This window comes from Pandoraea sp. ISTKB, assembly GCF_001721285.1.
In the GTDB taxonomy this organism is placed as follows: Bacteria; Pseudomonadota; Gammaproteobacteria; order Burkholderiales; family Burkholderiaceae; genus Pandoraea; species Pandoraea capi.
In genome coordinates this window covers 68,459-87,152 of sequence record NZ_MAOS01000033.1, presented here as the reverse complement: position 1 = coordinate 87,152, position 18,694 = coordinate 68,459, and the positions used below count along the sequence as shown (strand labels likewise).

The window sequence follows — 18,694 nt, the reverse complement described above, 5'->3', positions numbered from 1 at the left end:
CTTACCATATCGGCAGACGCTCGCTTAGGCTTGCGAGCGAATCAGGCGTGCCGCGTCCAGCGCGAAGTACGTCAGGATGCCGTCGGCGCCCGCGCGCTTGAAGGCGAGCAGCGACTCCATCATGACCTTGTCGTGATCGAGCCAGCCGTTCTGCGCAGCGGCCTTTAGCATCGCGTATTCGCCGCTCACCTGATAGGCGTACGTGGGGAAGCGGAACTCATCCTTCACACGACGCACGATGTCGAGATACGGCATGCCCGGCTTGACCATTACCATGTCGGCACCCTCTTCGATGTCGAGCGCGACTTCACGCAGCGCTTCGTCCGAATTGGCCGGGTCCATCTGGTAAGTCATCTTGTTGCTCTTGCCGAGATTCGCCGCCGAGCCGACGGCGTCGCGGAACGGGCCGTAGAAGGCAGACGCATATTTGGCGGCATACGCCATGATGCGCGTGTGGATGTAGCCACCGGCTTCGAGGGCTTCGCGGATCGCACCGATGCGACCGTCCATCATGTCGGAAGGTGCGACGATGTCCACGCCGGCTTCGGCTTGAGTGAGCGCTTGCTGAACGAGAAGGCGGGTCGTCACGTCGTTGATGACGTAGCCATTCTCATCGAGCACGCCGTCCTGACCGTGACTCGTGTACGGATCGAGAGCGACGTCCGTCAGCACACCGAGATCCGGGAAATTGCGCTTGAGCTCGCGAACGGCGCGAGGAATCAGACCGTCAGGGTTGGTGGCTTCGATGCCATCGGGTGTCTTGAGCGAGGCCTCGATGTTCGGGAACAACGCGATGACGGGGACGCCGAGCGTGACGCATGTGTCGGCAACGCGCAGCAGTTCGTCGACGGAGACCCGTTCGACGCCGGGCATCGAATCGACGGTTTCGCGGCGCTTCTCGCCTTCGAGCACGAACACCGGATAGATGAGGTCGTCGCAAGTCAGATGGTTTTCGCGCATCAGACGGCGCGAGAAGTCGTCGCGTCGCATGCGGCGCGGGCGAAGCAGGGGGTAGGAACTCATGCGATCGGTCCTTTGGACGAAGAATGGCGCGTCGGAAATTCCCACGAGTCGGTTGTTTTGACGTGTCCCGAAAACGGTGATGTCGTTGCGACTGGCTCAACGATTCCGTAAGAGGGAAGGCGCGCAAAAAAGGGCGCTTGCCGGGAAACTTTCGAACGCATGGTATATCATACCAACCGGATGTTCGCACTGTGTGTGACGTCCCCCGCTTCTCCTCCCTGAGCGGGCGCCTGTCGTTCTACGATAAGGCTTATTTAAACCCGCCGTGCCTACACGGCGGTTTTTTTATGTGCGCTCGAATCGTTGCAACGTCTGGGCAATGGTCAGGCAACGTCCCGGAACGGCGCACGTTCTGCCGGTTTCTCGTCGGCATCGTCCATTCGGACGATGGTTGCCCTCTGTCGCTTAGCGCCATCCAACCAGTTCCGAACTATCCGACGTAAGTCCTAGCCCGCCGCGACGATTTGTCGCGCTCGGTCCGTGCGGTGAACGTCTACCTTAGGAAGCTGGCGTGCGGCGCGAAAATGGCGTTTAAAACGCGAAACCGGAGGCAGTTGCCCGTGTGTTTCCATGACGGCAAGCTACCCGCCGGATATGTCGCGGCACCTGTCGGATGTGCCGGATCTACGGGCGACATCCGAAAAGGAAAGGCTTACTTTTTCGCGGTGTCTCGTGCCGGAATGGCGAGCCAGTCCTCTAGCACGCGCTGCGCGGCATCGACACCGGTCCGCTTGAGCGACGAGAACAACTGCGCCGTGAATTGCGCCGGCACAGACGGATCGTCGGACGGCAGGCCGTCGGTGCGCGGCAACGCGGACAGACGCTTTTGCGTCTCGCGCAGCACGTTCGTGGATTCCTGGCGCGTGAGCTTGTCGGCCTTCGTCAGCAGGGCATGGATGGGACGCCCCGTCGGCATGAACCAGTCGATGAGCTCGCAGTCCAGGTCCGTGAACGGACGGCGCGAGTCCATCACGAGCACCAGGCCGCGCAACTGCGGGCGCTGCACCAGATAGTCGCCGAGAAGCTGCTGCCAGTGCACCTTGACGCCGCCGCCGACCTCGGCATAGCCGTAACCGGGCAAATCGACGAGATAGCCGTAAAGGTGCTCAAGGTGAGCGATCTCGAAATAGTTGATGTGTTGCGTGCGGCCCGGCGTCTTGCTGGAGAACGCCAGACGCTTCTGATTGCACAGGATGTTGAGCGCGCTGGACTTGCCCGCGTTCGAGCGGCCCGCGAAGGCGACCTCGGGCACGGCCGTGGGCGGCAGGTCGCGCAGATGATTGACGGTCGTAAAGAAGCGGGCTTGATGAAGTAGGGACATGACGGAAACCGGGGAGCGCAGCAACCATTAGCATCGGGCTGCAACGCGGGCGCAGGCACGCAAAAACGGCAGGTTCGGCGCCCGCCGGCGACAGGCCGGGAAGCCCCGTTCTGCGGCCTTCTACATGGAATCCCCTAAAGCCGGGGAAAGTCTTTATTGTACAATATGAAAGTTAACCTTGGCCTTGCCAGGGCTTGCCCGAACGTCTCGCGCGCCGTGAGGTTGGAGGAGAAACGCGGCGTCGGACGGTGAGTTCGAACGACCGATTTCCCGACAAAACAGATATAAGGTGTGCGAATGAACCGAGGAGTGTGGAAGTCTCTCGCTGCAACACCGTTGGCGCTGGCATGCTTTCTTCTGAGCGGTGCAGGACAAGCCGCCGAGCCTCAGGCGCCCGCTAAACCCGATCTGGCCCGGGGACAGGCCATTGCCAGTCAGGTCTGCGCCGCGTGCCACGCGGCCGACGGCAACAGCACCGGTGGGGCTTATCCGAAGCTGGCCGGTCAACATTCCGAATATCTCTACAAGCAGCTCGTCGACTTCAAGGCGCAGCCCGGCAAGACTCCCGCGCGTAACAACCCCATCATGGCCGGTATGGTCGCGGCGCTCTCCGATCAGGACATGCGCAACGTGTCGGCGTACTTCGCGTCACAGACGGCGAAACCGGGGGCCGCGCGCAACAAGGACACCGTGCCGCTCGGCGAGAAGATTTACCGTGGGGGCATCGCGGAGAAGGGCGTGCCGGCCTGCGCCGCGTGTCATGGCCCGACGGGCGCAGGCATGCCGTCGCAGTACCCGCGTCTGTCCGGTCAGTGGGCGGAGTACACCGCGGCTCAGCTCGTGGCGTTCCGCGACGATACGCGCGGCAACAACGCGCCGATGCACACGATCGGTGGCCGTCTGTCGGACAAGGAAATCAAAGCCGTCGCGGATTACATCGCCGGTCTGCGCTAAGCGTGATGATCGGGAGCCCTGCCCTGACACCATGTGAACGTCAGGGTATATTCGCTGACTTATAACGAAACCAGTCACGGCGCCGCAGAGCGACGGGAGCGAACTGGTTTAGCATACACAGGGTGGCGGGCGCGTGAGATACGCGTCCCCGCCCTTTTTTGTTGTCGGAAACAGGATGAGCATCAGTACCTCCGGAATGCAGATCAAGGGAGCGCAACGATGGGTGCGCGACGGCGTCGAGCTTGTCAGCTCGATGCGCTTCGCCATCAGTCTGCTCACCGTGCTCGCGATTGCCAGCATCGTTGGCACCGTGCTCAAGCAGGGCGACCCTTACCCCAACTACGTCAATCAGTTCGGTCCGTTCTGGGCCGACGTCTTTCGCTCGCTCGGGCTGTACACCGTGTACAGCTCGTGGTGGTTCCTGCTGATCCTCTTTTTCCTGATGGCGTCGACGACGCTGTGCATCGTGCGCAACGCGCCGAAGATGATCGCGGACATTCGCAGCTGGCGCGATCACGTGCGCGAAGGCAGTCTGCGTGCGTTCGGTCACAAGGCCGAATACGTCGGGCCGTTGTCGCGTGTCGATCTGCTCAAGCGGGTGACGGGCTATCTCGGACATCGCGGTTACCGCTTCGTCGTGCGTGAGCGCGAAGGTGCGACGCTCGTGGCCGCGAAAGCGGGAGCGATCAACAAGATCGGCTACATCTTCGCGCACAGTGCGATCGTCATCATCTGTCTGGGTGGCCTCGTGGACAGCGATCTGCTGATTCGCGCCCAGATGGCGCTGTTCGGCAAATCGCCGCTGCAAGGCAATGCGGTGATCGCGCAGATTCCGGAGACGCATCGTCTTTCGCCGAACAACCCCGCTTTCCGCGGCTACGCATTCGTGCCGGAAGGCGGCAAATCGACGACGGCGATTCTGAATTTTCAGGATGGCTCGGTGGTGCAGGATCTGCCGTTCGCCATCGAACTGAAGAAATTCCACGTCGATTACTACTCGACGGGCATGCCCAAGCTTTTCGCGAGCGACATCGTGGTCACCGATCCCGAGACCGGCAAGACGATGGACGCGACCGTGAAGGTCAACGAGCCGTTCATTTACAAGGGCGTGGCGATTTATCAGTCGAGCTTCGAGGACGGCGGCAGCAAACTGAAGCTCACCGGTTACCCCATGCGCGGGGCGACGGATCGTACCTTCGCGTTTTCCGGCGACATCGGCGGCTCGACCCAACTGCGCGGCGGCGCGGCGGGCAAGGACGAGTACACGGTCGAGTTCAGCGACTTCCGCGCCATCAACGTTGAGAACATCAGCAATGGCAGCGGCGAGCGCGATGTGCGCGGCGTGGCCCGCAAGTCGCTGCGCGATGACCTGAGTGCGCAACTCGGTTCCGGCGCGCGCTCCGATCTGAGCAAGGACCTGCGCAACGTCGGCCCGTCCGTGCAGTACAAGGTACGCGACCGCAGCGGTCAGGCGAAGGAGTACCGCAATTACATGCTGCCGATTCTGGTGGAAGACGGCGAGCGCGTATTCATGACGGGGGTGCGTGACACCCCGGATGGCCCGTTCCAGTATCTGCGCATCCCGGCGGACGCCGACGGTTCCGTCAAGCAGTGGATGCTGTTGCGCGCCGCCCTTCAGGATGACGGTGCCCGTGGCGAGGCTGCGCGCCGGTTCGCGGCGCAGTCGCTGCCGGCGCAAACGTCTGCCGAACTGCGTGGTCAATTGCAGGAGAGTGCCAAGCGTGAGCTGGATCTGTTCGCGGGGGCGATTCCGGCGAGCAAGGATGGCCATGCGACGGGCGGTTTGCAGGCGATCGCTGAATTCGTGAACGAGAAGGTACCGCCGGAGCAGCAGTCGAACGCCGCGGTCATGTTCCGACGTATTCTGGACGGCGCGATCTGGCAGCTCTGGCAGGTCGCGCGCGAGAAGGCCGGTCAGCCCGAAATGGCACCGGCGCCGGAGAGCGAGCGATTCGTGCACACGGCTACCAACGCGCTGTCCGACAATTTCCTGTACGACGCACCGGTCTTCCTGCAGCTCGATTCGTTCGAGCAAATCCAGGCCAGCGTCTTCCAGCTCACGCGATCCCCGGGTAAAAAGATCGTGTATCTTGGCAGCTTACTGCTGGTGCTCGGTATTTTCTCGATGTTCTACGTGCGCGAGCGGCGTTTGTGGCTGTGGGTCAAGGACACGCCGGAGGGGGGCAGTTCGGTGTTGATGGCGGTGTCGACGACGCGTCGCACACTGGACTTCGAAAAGGAATTCGCCCGCACGAAGGCGGAGATGGACGAGATCGTCACAAAACGATGAGGGTGAGACAGATGGAGTTATCCCAGGGCTATTCAGAGATCTCGTGGCTGCGCCGCCGCAGTATCGGCGACTGGTTGTTCGCGCTTGCGCTGGCAATCGGTGCGGGTTTCGCGCTCAACCGCTACGGTCACTACATGGATTACTACGAGCACACGATTCTGGTGCTCGCGGTGCCGACTTTTGCCGTGCTTGGCTGGCATTGGCGCTCCGTGCGCTGGCTGATGGCCGGGATCGCAATTCTCGCGCTTTCGGGCATCGGGATGTATCACCATGATCTCGCGCGTGCCGATCAGGCCTTCTTTCTCAAGTACTTCCTGTCGAGTCAGTCCGCGATTCTGTGGATGAGCGCGCTGTTTTTCCTGTCGACACTCTTCTACTGGGGCGGCCTGCTGGCCCGTTCGCCGTTCGGGGCGAGTGTGGGCTCGTCGTTGTGCTGGGCGGCCGTGCTGCTCGGCTTCACCGGCATGATGGTGCGTTGGTACGAGTCGTATCTCGTCGGCGCGGACGTCGGTCACATCCCCATCTCGAACCTGTACGAAGTGTTCGTGCTGTTCTGCCTGATCACGGCGCTGTTTTACCTGTATTACGAGCAGCGCTACGAAACGCGCTCGCTCGGACCGTTCGTGTTGCTGGTGATCAGCGCGGCCGTGGGTTTCAACCTCTGGTACAGCGTGGCGCGCAGTGCTTACGAGATCCAGCCGCTGGTGCCGGCGCTTCAGAGCTGGTGGATGAAGATCCACGTACCGGCGAACTTCATCGGCTATGGCACGTTTGCACTGGCGGCGATGGTGGCCGTGGCGTATCTGCTCAAGTCGAGCGAAAACAAGCGTCTGGTCGCGAAGGGCAAGCCGCTCGATAGCGGGTTCTTCTCGTCGCGCCTGCCGTCGCTCGAATTGCTCGACGATGTGATGTACAAGGCGATCGCCGTCGGTTTTGCGTTCTTCACGATTGCGACGATTCTCGGCGCACTCTGGGCGGCAGATGCCTGGGGGGGCTACTGGAGCTGGGATCCGAAGGAGACGTGGGCACTGATTGTCTGGCTGAACTACGCAGCGTGGTTGCACATGCGCCTCATGAAGGGGCTGCGTGGCGTGGTCGCCGCGTGGTGGTCGCTGACGGGGCTGCTGATCACGACGTTTGCGTTCCTTGGCGTGAACATGTTCCTGTCGGGGTTGCATAGTTACGGACAGCTCTGACGCCTATGGTTGGCGTCTGAATTAGATGATTCAGACGATCCGGGCGATCCAGGCCATTCGGGCTCGAAAAGCCGCCGCACCGAGGTGCCGGCGGCTTTTTTCATCGTGACGTATGATTTCCCGCAGTGTCACCTCGGGAACGACGTCAATCGCGCGTCAGTCATACCGGGCACGAGGCATCTCGGCAATATCGGCATATCAGGCGAGTCTGGAGGGCGCATCATGAGTACGAACAAGTCGCTTCTGCGCGGGGCGAACATCCCGGCGAGCCACATCACGCCGCGTGACGTGGCGACCGGGCGGCGGCGCTTCCTGCAGGCTTCAGGCGTCGGGTTGACGGGCCTTGGGGGCGCCGCGCTGGGCATCCTGCCTTCGGGTGCCTTTGCGGCTGACAGCCCGGGCACCGGACTGACCAAGCTCGCGGCGACACGGAATACGCGATACGTGGTCACCGACAAGCCGACCGACATCAAGGATGTCACCACCTACAACAACTTCTACGAATTCGGCACCGACAAGTCCGACCCGGCGCGACGCGCGGGAACACTCAAGCCGCGTCCGTGGCAGGTGGCCATCGAGGGAGCGGTGAAACAGCCGAAGGTCTACGACCTCGATGCGTTGCTCAAACTTGCGCCGCTCGAAGAGCGCGTCTATCGGCACCGCTGCGTGGAAGGCTGGTCGATGGTCATTCCGTGGATTGGCTACTCGCTGTCCGAGCTCATCAAACAGGTGCAGCCCACGGGCAACGCGAAATACGTGGAGTTCGTCACGCTGGCCGATCCGAAGCAGATGCCCGGGCTGTCGTATCCGGTGTTGAGCTGGCCATATGTGGAAGGCTTGCGGATGGACGAAGCCATGCACCCGCTCTCGCTGCTGACGTTCGGTTTGTATGGCGAGGTACTGCCGAATCAGAACGGGGCACCGGTACGTATGGTGGTGCCTTGGAAATACGGCTTCAAGAGTGCCAAGTCCATTGTGAAGATCCGTTTCGTCGAGAAAATGCCGCTGACGAGCTGGAATCGTGCCGCATCGGACGAGTATGGTTTCTACTCGAACGTGAATCCGGAAGTCGATCATCCACGCTGGAGTCAGGCCACCGAGCGTCGTATCGGCGATGGTGGCATTTTTACCCCCAAGCGCAAGACACTGATGTTCAACGGATACGGTGAGCAGGTCGCCAGCCTGTACCAGGGCATGGATCTGCGCAAATTCTTCTGAGCTTCCAAGCGGATACGCCGTGCCGACATCCCCTTCTCATTCGTCCGATGCCGGCGTTACCCGGCGTCCGGCGCAACGCTGGCTCGTGTGGGTCAAAGCGGTGGTTTTCCTGCTTGCACTGGTGCCGTTGCTGCGACTGGTCGTCTATGGCGTGACGGACCAGTTAGGCGCAAATCCCGTCGAATTCATCACCCGATCGACAGGGACCTGGACGCTGGTGATGCTCTGCATCACGCTGGCCATCACCCCCGTGCGCCGAATGACTGGCATGACCTGGTTATTGCGATGCAGACGCATGCTCGGACTGTTCGCGTTTTTCTACGGCGCGCTGCATTTCGCGACGTATTTCTGGCTGGATCAGTGGTTTGACTGGACGAGTATCTTGCGCGACGTCACCGGCAAACGCCCGTTTATCACTGTGGGGTTTGCGGCGTTCGTGCTGATGGTGCCGCTGGCACTGACGTCCCCGCACGCGATGGTGCGATGGCTGGGCGGGCGGCGCTGGCAACAACTGCATCGCGCGATTTACGCGATTGCCGTGCTAGCGATCCTGCATTACTGGTGGATGAAGGCGGGCAAGAACGACCTTGCCCAACCGGCGATCTATGCGATCGTTGTGGCGGGCCTGCTTGGCGCCCGTGTGATCTGGGCGCTGCGCAGGCCGCGAACTCAGACGTTGCCGGGCAGCAGCCGCTCGCCGGCAAACAGCGATTCGACCGTCTCGCGTTCGCGCACGAGATAGGCATCGTTGCCATCGACCATGACTTCGGCCGCACGCGGACGCGTGTTGTAGTTGGAGCTCATCGTAAAGCCGTAAGCGCCGGCCGAGCGAATCGCGAGCAGATCATCCGGCTCGATGGCCAGCGCCCGGTCGCGACCGAGCCAGTCACCGCTTTCGCAAACGGGGCCGACGACATCGTAGGTACTTGCCTCGCCCGTGCGGCGTGCGACCGGGTCGATGCGGTGATACGCCTCGTACATTGCCGGACGCGCCAGATCGTTCATCGCCGCGTCGACGATGGCAAAGTTCTTGGTCTCGCCGTGCTTGAGGAATTCCACGCGCGTGAGCAGCACACCGGCGTTACCCACGAGCGAGCGGCCCGGTTCGAACAGGACCTGCCGATGGCCGTGACCACGCTTGGCGATGTGGTCGAGCAGCGTCGTGGCGAATGCCGTGATATCCGGCGGGGTTTCGTCCGTATAGGTGATGCCCAGACCACCCCCCACGTCGATGTGATGCAGCGAGATACCCGCGGTTTCGAGCTTTTCGACGAGATCGAGGACCTTATCGGTGGCGTCGAGATACGGTGAGAGCTCGGTGATTTGCGACCCAATGTGGCAATCGATGCCGACAACTTCGAGGTGCGGCATGGCGGCCGCCGCGCGATAGGCGTCGAACGCTTCTTCATAGGCCACGCCGAACTTGTTGCCGCGCAGGCCGGTGGAAATATAGGGGTGCGTCTTGGCGTCGACGTTCGGATTCACGCGCAACGAGACACGTGCGCGCTTGCCCATTTGCCCCGCCACTTCATTGAGCCGGTCGAGTTCCGGGCGCGATTCCACGTTGAAGCAGAACACGTCCTTTTCCAACGCGTAGCGCATTTCGTCCGCGTGCTTGCCGACACCGGAAAACACGGCGCGCCTGGGATCGCCACCCGCGGCGATGACACGCGCGAGTTCGCCGGCCGACACGATGTCGAAGCCTGCGCCGAGTTTGGCGAAGACGCCGAGCACTGCAAGGTTCGAGTTGGCCTTGGCTGCGTAATGCACCGCCGCGTTACGGCCTTCGCATGCCTTGGCGTAGGCCTGATAGGCATGCGTCAGGGCCGCCTTCGAATAGACGTAGAGCGGGGTGCCGAAGCGTTCGGCAAGCGCCGGGAGGGCTACGCCCTCGGCGTGGAGTACGTCGTCGCGGTAGGAGAAGATGGCGTCGGACATCGCAGGAACTCGGTAATCAACTGGGCAACTAGGGGGCGCCGGTCGCGTCGGGGGGATTCCGCCCCGGCGCGTCGAGGCCGATCTCGCAGATGTCGGCCATCGTCGGCTAATTTTCGCTTATTTCGCTCACTCCGGCTTGGCCGGTGGTTGCACGGTTGCCGGCGGCACTTCGACCGACGGTCCGCGCTGCGGCTCGGCCACACGCGGCGGCGGCGGGACCGGCGCACCTGGCGGTGGCGTCGGTTTCACGGGACGCGCTGGGAGGTACAGCGGGCCAGCCTGGCCACAACCGGCCAGTGCGCTCAAAAGGGCAATCGACGCTACAATCGCGCAGGTTCGAATAGGTGCAGTCATGGGGGTATCGCCGCGTGGTGCGGCATGCAAACGATGACGCAAACCGTGGAGTTTAGCATGACGGAAAGTGAATTCCTGGCGCTCGCAGAAGCAGTGCTGGCGCAGATCGAGGCGGCTGTCGAAGCCGTGGTTGACAACAGCGACAGCGACGTGGATATCGATTGTGAGCGTACGGGCAACGTACTGACGCTCGAATTCGACGATGACAGCAAGATCATCATCAACGTGCAAACGCCGATGAGCGAGATCTGGATCGCTGCGCGTTCGGGTGGTTTCCATTTCCGCCTGAAAGGCGACAAATGGCGCGATACGCGCGACGACTCCGAGTTGTTCGAAGCCCTGTCGCGCTTCGCATCGCAGCAAGCCGGCGAGACGGTGACGTTTCAGGCTGGCTGAGGAGATATCGGCCTAACGGCCGCCCCCCAAGCCAGTCCGCAAGCCCTGAGCGATATCAGGGCTTGCTGTTGAACATATCCAGGATGCGTTGTCGCTCCTGACGATCGACCGGCGCTGGTGCCGGTGACGGTGCGTGCGACGGCGCAGGCGCCGCGCCCGGCTGAGCCGGCATCTGGCCGGGCAGCGCGCCGGACGGTCCCGGTGATGCCGAGCCGTCCGGTGCCGTGTCAGCGCTCAGCCCCACCGTGCTGACGGCGCGCCCCGGCGGATAGTCGTCGTAGAAATAGTCCCCATTGGCCTGAATGACGCCCGGCGGAATCGCACGGGTCGCCTCCGGCACCCCGCGCAATGCCTTCGACATGTAGTCGATCCAGATCGGCAGTGCCAGACCACCACCGGTTTCGCGATCCCCCAGATTGCGCGGTTGATCGAAGCCGATCCACGCAACGCCCACCAACTGAGATTGATAGCCGGCGAACCACGCATCGTGGGAATCGTTCGTCGTCCCGGTCTTGCCGGCGAGATCGCTGCGCTTGAGTGCGTTGGTCTTGGCCGCAGTGCCGCGAGTCGCCACGTCGTGCAGCATCGAATTCATGATGAACGCGTTCCGTGCCGGGATCGCCCGAATCGACTCGTCACCGGCCGGCGTCGGCTTCTCCTCCATGATCACGTTGCCCTTCGAGTCGGTAATGCGCGCCACGATAAAGGGGTTCACCCGGAAGCCACCATTCGCGAACACGGCATAACCGCTAGCCATCTGCAGCGGCGTGACCATGCCTGCGCCAAGCGCCATCGGCAGGTAGGCCGGATGCTTGTCCGCCTCGAAACCGAATCGGCCGATGAACTTCTGCGCGTACCCTGGCGTGATGCTTTGCAGGATGCGGATCGACACGAGGTTGCGTGAGCGCATGAGTGCGACGCGCATCGGCTCTGGTCCGTCGAAACCGCCACCATAGTTCTTCGGCTCCCACGGCTGCCCGCCCGTCTGCGCCGCCGTGAAATACAGCGGGCCGTCGTTAATGATCGTGGCGGGGGCAAATCCCTTCTCGAGCGCTGCCGAGTAAATGAACGGCTTGAAGCTCGATCCCGGCTGACGCCATGCTTGCGTCACGTGGTTGAACTTGTTGCGGTTGAAGTCGAAGCCCCCGACCAGCGAGCGGATGGCGCCGTTTTGCGGATCGAGCGACACGAACGCCGCTTCGATGTCGGGCATCTGCACGATGCGCCAGTTGTCCTTCGCGTCCTTCGTGACGCGGATGACCGAGCCCGGGCGAATCTTCTGCTTCGGTTGCGCCTTGGCGCTCAGACCGGCCGCCGCAAAGCGCAGTCCGTCGCCCGTGACGGTGACGTCGTCGCCGTTGAGCAGAACCGCCTTGACCTGCTGCGGGGCTGCCGACAGTACGACCGCCGCGACCATGTCACCGCTGTCCGGATGCTCGACCAGTGTGTCGTCGATCAACTGTTCGCGCTCGTCCTTGTCACTCGGTAAATCGATGTTGGCTTCCGGGCCGCGATAGCCGTGGCGCAGTTCATACGCCATGACGCCCGCACGGAGCGCTTCGTAAGCCGCTTCCTGATCGGCCGAATTGATCGTCGTGTAGACGTTGAAGCCGCGCGTGTAAATCTCGTCCTTGAACTGTGCGTAGAGCAACTGACGCACCATTTCGGCGACATAGCCGGCATGCACGCTGAATTCGCTACCCAGTCCGCGCACTACCAATTCCTGCGCGATGGCCTGCTCGTATTCGGCTTTCGAGGCATACCCAAGGTCATACATCCGCTTGAGGATGTATTCCTGACGCACGCGAGCGCGCTTGTAATTGACGATCGGGTTATAGGCCGACGGCGCCTTCGGGAGTCCGGCAAGCATCGCGGCTTCGGCGAGCGTGATGTCCTTCAGATCCTTGCCGAAATACACGCGGGCCGCGCTGGCGAAGCCGTAAGCACGCTCGCCGAGATAGATCTGATTCATGTACAGCTCGAGAATCTGATCCTTCGACAGGCGCGATTCAATCTTGTAGGCGAGTAGCGCTTCGTAAATCTTGCGCGTGTATGTCTTCTCGCTCGACAGGAAGAAGTTGCGCGCCACCTGCATGGTGATCGTACTGGCCCCTTGCGACGAGCCGCCACGCGTGAAGTTGGCGACGCCCGCACGGAAGATGCCGATGAAGTCGACGCCACCGTGCTGATAGAAGCGATCGTCCTCGATGGCAAGCACGGCTTTCTTCATGACATCGGGGATGTCGGCAAAGCGCACGAGATTGCGGCGCTCTTCGCCGAATTCACCGATCTGGATCTCGTCGGCCGTATAGATACGCAGCGGAATCTTCGGCCGGTAATCGACGATCGTGTCCAGCGACGGCAATTGCGGCGTCATCACCACCAGGATGTACCCCGCGAGCAACGCGCCACATACGACCATCGCGGCGATAAGGCCTACGAACCAAAGGGCGAGGCGCAGCCAGATGGAGCGGCGCGGTTTGGGCGGGCGCTTGTCGCGGGGTGTCTCGGTTTGGGGTGTGCTTGCCATGGGGGAACCGGAAAAAACGATGGGCCGATTATAACGAACGACCCGTGACCTCCCTCGGCAGCTCCCCGAAATCGGAGTTCGCGCCTATAGGGACTAAGAATTCGCCGAGTGAAAAACGGCGCAAATTCCGAAAGCGCATTTTTCTCGCCGTGCTAACGCCGAGATTCGGAATCGTCCGATTGGACGGTCGCACCGTGCCCGCTAGCATCGATCGCATCGATAGGGCGAGAGACGGGAGGAGATCATGGTCGCAGCGATTTTGCGCGGTGTGCGTTACGTGGGCAATCAACTGGCGGCGGCGTTGCCCCGCAACGACGGCGGCGCTTGCGGTATTCACTTTGACGCGGGGGGGATGCAATTCGTTCGCATGGCACGCACGACAGGGGGAGAGCCGTGGCGTCTGAGTGCTTGTGGGAGTGCCGTCATCGACGATGGCATGTTGAACGGCGCACAGATTGCCAAGCCGGAAGCATTGGCACGCAGGCTGGGCGAGTTGCTGGAGCGGCTGGAAATCGAACCGCAGGACTTGCAGGGTGACACGATTGTAGTGGCGCTTCCCTCGCAGGGACTCAGGACCCAGGTCATCGACTATCCCGCTGATCTGCCGCCGCGCGCGTTACGTGCATGGTGCGAGCGGCGCGCTGCCCTGCTGCTGCCCGGCGACGGCACTGTCGATTCGAGAAGCCGTGTCGGTGTGACGTGGGCCGAACCCGGCAGTCATCGCCTTAGGTTGTACGCGTGTGAAGCGGCGTTGGCGGATGACAGGGTTGCCGTGCTGGAAATGGCGGGTCTGCGCACGCATGCGATGGATGCGGCGCACGGGGCGGGGCGTCGGGCATTCCGATGGGCCCGAACGAAGATGCATGGCGTATCGACGCCGGAATCCGCGTCGGCGGCACATTCAAATGTCCCGCCCGTCGCGTTGCTACAGATCGACGCGCAGGAGGTCGATCTGGCGGTTTTCAACGGGCAGACATGTGTCGCAGACGTTCGCGAGCGGTTTGACGGCGTCAATGCCCATTCAGAAGCCCTGGCAAGCGTAGTGCGGGCGTTATTGGGGGCGTTGCCTGTCGTTCCGCAAATCTTTCACGTGACGGCGAGAGGGGCAAGTCCGAGCGAACTTGAGCAGATCTGCGTAGCCATTGCCGCCACATGTGGTGTCGAAGTCGCCCCATTCGATCCGCTGAGCCATCTGACGCCCGCAGGTTCTTCCATGTCACGTTTCCACGCGCCAGCGCAACGGACGGTACTCACCGTTCCGTTTGGGCTCGCATTGCGCGCCATGTCGATACGAGGCGTGTCATGCGAATGAGTGCCGAATTGCCGCCGCTCGATTTCCTTCCCACGTTGGCACAGCGACGGCAGCGCGACTTCCGCCGTCAATGGCGTATCTGGCTGGCTATTGCTGCGTGTGGCGCATGTGCATCGCTGGGGCCTATTGCCTGGGATGAGCATCAACGTCGGGAGTCGAAGTTGCAACGCACGGCATTGCGGGCGGCGAGCGAGAAGTTGAAGGCCGAGGTGAGGGCGTTCGATATCACGGTGCGCAAGCTCGGTGAGATGCAGGCGCATCGCCGGGCAACGTCCGCTTTGGTCGGGCGGCGGCAACCTGCCGCGCAGCGATTGCTGGACGTCATGAGGGCGTGTGCTGATGGTGTCAGATTGACGTTGGTGAAGACGGTCGACGAGCACCTGCGACTGGAGGGGTATGCGACGACACAGTCGCGTGTGCGCGAGACGCAGAAACGGTTGCGCGCGTTGCCGTGGGTGCGAAAGGTCGCAGAGGTGGAGTCGAGCGTGGTGCCGGAAAGCGTCAGGCGGCAATGGGCCGCCGGGCAGGCGTCTGCCGCTATGCCCAATGTGCGTCGTTTCACGTTACGCATCGAACTCCGGCAGGTGCCTGCGCCAGTGGTGTTGACGGGCGTGGCCGACGTCGATGTCGGGGTTGATCGGCCGGTAATGGAGGAGGTGCCCGATGTACGGTGACAAACACCCGCCGGACGATGTTCGCGACACGTTTTATGACATGAGCGAGCGATGGGGCGCGCTATGGCATCGATGGACGGCTATCTCGCCGGCGGAATGGGCATTGTCCGTGCGGTGGGCGCTGGCGGTACTGGCCGGGATGGCAGGGCTCGTGCTGGCGTGGTCGATATGGTGGTTGGTTGGACTGCCGACGTGGGCGACGTTGAAGAACGATCTTGATGTCGAGCGGCAAACATTGGAACGAGCCAACGACGCGGCGCGTCGGCTGCCGGATCTTGCCGCACGGCTGCGAAATGCAGAGGCGGAGACGATTGCCTGGCGACGGTTGCTACCGATTGCCAGGCCGATAGCTGAGGGAGGCACAACGGAGGGAGACACCGAAACGTCGAAGCATGCATCGCACGATCCGTCTGCGCTGGTGCGGGCGACGGGTGGCGAGACGCGCGACGGTGCAGCCGCGATCGGGCGAAGCGACGCTAGCGACCCGGGCGATGAAATCGACGACACAGATGAGGCTGTCGCCGCCTGGCGTACCGATCTTGAGCGGCTCGTTGCAGGTTCGGGGCTGGTGCTGGAATTCGCCCGGCCGGGGCCCTCTGAAACGTCCGGCGATCTTATGGTCGAGCGGGCAGAGATGCGCGTTCGGGGGACTGTCGCCAACTTGCTTGGCTGGCTTGGCGAGATTGACACCGTGCCGCGTCACCTTGCGGTCGGACAGCTTGCCATTCAAGGGCCTCGAATGCCTACTGGCCCGGTGGGCGGCACATCTCATTCCGAAGACACGGAAGCGACGCTGACCGTCATGGTGTCCGCCTATCTTTGGCAGCGTCCCGCCGAGCTGAGGAAGGTCAACGTTCAGGCGAATCTTGCGTGGCCCGCGTTGCCTGAGCCGCCTCGGCAGTGGCAAATGACCTCGGATACGATCGATGTCTTTCGCACGCCGCTAACCCGCCGCGCGGCGCAGGACGCGGTCACGATGGTCGCGTCAACAGCGGCGGCGTCGGTCGACGATGCGGGGCCTGTCGGTTCGATGCGTCTGGGCTCCCGGCAGCTCGTCCTCCAGCGTGCCGGCCCGACCGGACTCTCGGCGACGTGGCGCGATCAGGCGCTGACGCGCGATGGTGCATCTCCTGAACATGACACGACCTCTGTCGACGTGACACTCCGTGGCGTGGAGACCGGCGAGGCGTTGAGGGCGTTCGCACGTCTGACCGGGCGCAGTGTCGTCATCGGCGAGCGCGTGACCGGGCGTCTCGACATGGAGGTGCAGGGGGTGTCTGCCGCAACCGCGTTCGACGTCATGATCCGAAGTGCGGGACTCGGTGTGCAATCGCTCAATGGCGTGGATTGGATCGCGCCTCGCGCCGATTTGCTGGCCGACGAGCAGACGCAACTGGAAGCGGCGGCGAAACGCGAAGCGCTGCTGCCGTTGGTGGCACGGCGCTTTACGCTGAACTACCCGCGAGCGCTGGCGCTAAGAGACATCATTCTTGGGGAAAAGGACAGCAAGGGGCAGCGATTGTTGTCCTCGCGTGGCAGTCTGATCGCGGATCCGCGTACGAACCAGTTGTTCGTGACTGACCTGCCTGAAAAGCTCGACGCGCTCGCGTCGTTTATTGCCCGCATCGACGTTCCTGTCCGGCAGGTGCTGATCGAGGCGCGCATCGTCGAGGCGGATGACCGGTTCAGCGAATCGCTTGGGGTGCGGCTTGCCGGGCGTCAGGGTGGCGCGGGGTCAGGGGGCACCGAAGGCCGGCTGCCGGCCGCGACCGGTGGAGGCGATTTCCGACTCGCACCCGATTCGACGGGCGCGGCTGGAGGAATCGGGGGAATAGCGGGGCTGGAGGATTTGGCGGGGCAGGTGGAGCCGGTGGGATGGGCAAGAATCGCGATGAAGCGAGCGCACCGGGTAGCGCAATGGACGTCGGGCTGTCTGCGGCGGCGCTGGCAGGTGTAACCCCGCCAAGCCTCGCGATCACGCTGTTCGGGCGGTCTGCAAGCCGCTTTTTGCAACTGGAACTGTCTGCGCTGGAGACCAGCGGCCGTGGGCGGGTCGTGTCGCGGCCGCGTGTCGTCACCGCTGACAAGGTGCAAGCGCTCATCGAGCAGGGCACGGAGTTGCCATATCAGACACGTAGCGGACGTCGCGGTGTGGCCTCGGTCCAGTTTCGTAAAGCCACGTTGCGGCTGGAGGTCACCCCCCTGATCACACCGGACGGTCAGGTGATTCTCGACGTCGACGTACGAAAGGACAGCGTCGGGCAGGCCGTGGTCGAGGGGTTTGCTGTCGATACCCGGCACGTTCGCACGCAGGTTCAGGTCGAAAACGGCGGGACGGTCGCCATCGGCGGGATTTATCAGGAGGTGCGCCGAGACAGCCGCGCCGCCGTGCCATGGTTGGGTGAGGTGCCGCTACTCGGTGCGCTTTTCCGTAACCGCGCCAATGAAGACCGCCGGACGGAATTGCTGGTGTTCCTGACGCCGAGTGTGGTGCCGGAGGGCAGCCGAGAGGCCGACGCGTCGGCCGAGGCGAGCGGTCTTGAGTCGGCTGTTCGCCCGATGGGGAGGCCGTCTGTCGGGCCTTCCCGGTTGCCGGAGCCCGTGACGGAGAGCACGCGAGACCCGGTTCCAGGCCCCATTCTCGATGACCTGCCGGCCGCGCATCCCCGTCTCATCGGGGTGTTCCCCGAGGCGACGCGTTCCGCACGCCCGACGCAGATACCGGTATCATCAGGGATTGGAACCCAAATATCAGCGATTTATGCTGGAAAACGTAATACTTGTCGGACTGATGGGGGCGGGCAAGACCACGGTTGGACGCGCCGTCGCGCGACGTCTCGGGCGGCAGTTCTATGACTCCGACCATGAGATCGAGGCGCGTACCGGCGTGCGCATTCCGGTCATCTTCGAGCACGAAGGCGAGGAAGGCTTTCGTCAGCGCGAGACCCAGACCATCGACGAACTCACTCAACGCAGCGGAATTGTCCTTGCCACTGGCGGGGGCGCGGTGCTGCGCGCGGAAAACCGCGAGTACATCAAATCGCGCGGAACGGTGGTGTATCTGCGCGCCAATCCGCATGACCTCTGGTTGCGCACACGTCGCGACAAGAATCGTCCGTTGCTGCAAACCGCTGATCCGCGTGCACGTCTCGAACAGCTGTATCAGGAGCGCGATGCGCTTTACCGCGAATGCGCGACGTTCATCATCGAAACGGGACGACCAAGCGTCAACGCCTTGGTCAACATGGTGCTGATGCAGTTGGAAGTCGCGGGCATCGTTCCGAGCGCTGCGGATCTCGCGGTTTCCGAGGAGTCGGATGCCTCGGAGATGCCGGACGGGGCGCAAGGCGATACGACGTCGCTGCATCCCGCTGTCGGCGCCAGTGACGCCGTTGGCGAAGTGGATGTCGACGACGCCAACCACGCCGGTGACGATGCGCCTGATACCTCTGATGCTACCGATACCC

The 18,694-nt window shown here is 62.7% G+C and carries 15 protein-coding genes and 1 pseudogene; 11 read left to right on the top strand and 5 right to left on the bottom strand.

Annotated features, from left to right (window positions below; genetic code table 11):
• Positions 1 to 24 precede the first annotated feature (24 nt).
• Complete coding sequence (gene hemB, locus A9762_RS12500) at positions 25 to 1,023, bottom strand: porphobilinogen synthase (protein ID WP_069342356.1); 999 nt, start codon at positions 1,021 to 1,023, stop codon at positions 25 to 27.
• Between the two features lie 652 nt (positions 1,024 to 1,675).
• Positions 1,676 to 2,344 carry a ribosome biogenesis GTP-binding protein YihA/YsxC gene (gene yihA, locus A9762_RS12495; protein ID WP_069342355.1) on the bottom strand — a complete coding sequence of 223 codons (669 nt, stop codon included), beginning with the start codon at positions 2,342 to 2,344 and terminating at the stop codon, positions 1,676 to 1,678.
• 297 nt (positions 2,345 to 2,641) lie between these two features.
• Between yihA and A9762_RS12490 the strand changes: the two genes are divergently transcribed.
• The 5 genes from A9762_RS12490 (at position 2,642) to msrQ (ending at position 8,765) form a co-directional block, all read left to right on the top strand.
• Entirely contained in the window at positions 2,642 to 3,298 is a 657-nt protein-coding gene (locus A9762_RS12490; protein ID WP_069342354.1) for a cytochrome c, read from the top strand.
• A 175-nt stretch (positions 3,299 to 3,473) separates the two neighbouring features.
• Positions 3,474 to 5,609, top strand: a complete 2,136-nt coding sequence (locus A9762_RS12485; protein WP_069342353.1) for a cytochrome c biogenesis protein ResB — start codon at positions 3,474 to 3,476, stop codon at positions 5,607 to 5,609.
• 11 nt (positions 5,610 to 5,620) lie between these two features.
• On the top strand, positions 5,621 to 6,805 hold the full coding sequence (gene ccsB / locus A9762_RS12480; RefSeq protein WP_069342352.1) for a c-type cytochrome biogenesis protein CcsB: 1,185 nt from the start codon (positions 5,621 to 5,623) through the stop codon (positions 6,803 to 6,805).
• Positions 6,806 to 7,027: 222 nt separating this feature from the next.
• Positions 7,028 to 8,023: a protein-methionine-sulfoxide reductase catalytic subunit MsrP gene (gene msrP, locus A9762_RS12475; RefSeq protein ID WP_069342351.1), complete on the top strand. Its 996-nt coding sequence runs from the start codon at positions 7,028 to 7,030 to the stop codon at positions 8,021 to 8,023.
• Between the two features lie 19 nt (positions 8,024 to 8,042).
• On the top strand, positions 8,043 to 8,765 hold the full coding sequence (gene msrQ / locus A9762_RS12470) for a protein-methionine-sulfoxide reductase heme-binding subunit MsrQ (protein WP_083253868.1): 723 nt from the start codon (positions 8,043 to 8,045) through the stop codon (positions 8,763 to 8,765).
• Here msrQ and lysA read toward each other — a convergent pair.
• Complete coding sequence (gene lysA / locus A9762_RS12465; RefSeq protein ID WP_069342350.1) at positions 8,693 to 9,961, bottom strand: diaminopimelate decarboxylase; 1,269 nt, start codon at positions 9,959 to 9,961, stop codon at positions 8,693 to 8,695. The genes msrQ and lysA overlap by 73 nt on opposite strands.
• A gap of 126 nt (positions 9,962 to 10,087) precedes the next feature.
• Positions 10,088 to 10,315 carry a lipoprotein gene (locus tag A9762_RS28110; protein WP_083253867.1) on the bottom strand — a complete coding sequence of 76 codons (228 nt, stop codon included), beginning with the start codon at positions 10,313 to 10,315 and terminating at the stop codon, positions 10,088 to 10,090.
• 57 nt (positions 10,316 to 10,372) lie between these two features.
• Here A9762_RS28110 and cyaY point away from each other — a divergent pair, with 57 nt between their 5' ends.
• Positions 10,373 to 10,711 carry an iron donor protein CyaY gene (gene cyaY / locus A9762_RS12460; protein WP_069342349.1) on the top strand — a complete coding sequence of 113 codons (339 nt, stop codon included), beginning with the start codon at positions 10,373 to 10,375 and terminating at the stop codon, positions 10,709 to 10,711.
• Between the two features lie 55 nt (positions 10,712 to 10,766).
• On the opposite strand, the gene A9762_RS12455 is transcribed toward cyaY, so the two are convergent.
• Complete coding sequence (locus A9762_RS12455) at positions 10,767 to 13,241, bottom strand: penicillin-binding protein 1A (protein ID WP_069342348.1); 2,475 nt, start codon at positions 13,239 to 13,241, stop codon at positions 10,767 to 10,769.
• Positions 13,242 to 13,485: 244 nt separating this feature from the next.
• Between A9762_RS12455 and pilM the strand changes: the two genes are divergently transcribed.
• The 5 genes and pseudogenes from pilM to A9762_RS28525 form a co-directional block, all read left to right on the top strand.
• Positions 13,486 to 14,553 (top strand): pilus assembly protein PilM, encoded by a 1,068-nt coding sequence (pilM, locus tag A9762_RS12450; RefSeq protein ID WP_069342347.1) that lies wholly within the window; start codon positions 13,486 to 13,488, stop codon positions 14,551 to 14,553.
• Positions 14,544 to 15,227 (top strand): PilN domain-containing protein, encoded by a 684-nt coding sequence (locus A9762_RS12445; protein WP_069342346.1) that lies wholly within the window; start codon positions 14,544 to 14,546, stop codon positions 15,225 to 15,227. The genes pilM and A9762_RS12445 overlap by 10 nt, the downstream gene beginning before the upstream one ends.
• On the top strand, positions 15,217 to 17,184 hold the full coding sequence (locus A9762_RS12440; protein WP_069342345.1) for a secretin N-terminal domain-containing protein: 1,968 nt from the start codon (positions 15,217 to 15,219) through the stop codon (positions 17,182 to 17,184). The genes A9762_RS12445 and A9762_RS12440 overlap by 11 nt, the downstream gene beginning before the upstream one ends.
• On the top strand, positions 17,103 to 18,083 hold the full coding sequence (locus tag A9762_RS29440) for a hypothetical protein (RefSeq protein ID WP_139133196.1): 981 nt from the start codon (positions 17,103 to 17,105) through the stop codon (positions 18,081 to 18,083). Before A9762_RS12440 ends, A9762_RS29440 begins: the two co-directional genes overlap by 82 nt.
• A pseudogene (locus A9762_RS28525) lies at positions 17,989 to 18,507 on the top strand (shikimate kinase); the annotation flags it as partial. The gene A9762_RS29440 and the pseudogene A9762_RS28525, both read left to right, overlap by 95 nt.
• Positions 18,508 to 18,694 lie beyond the last annotated feature (187 nt).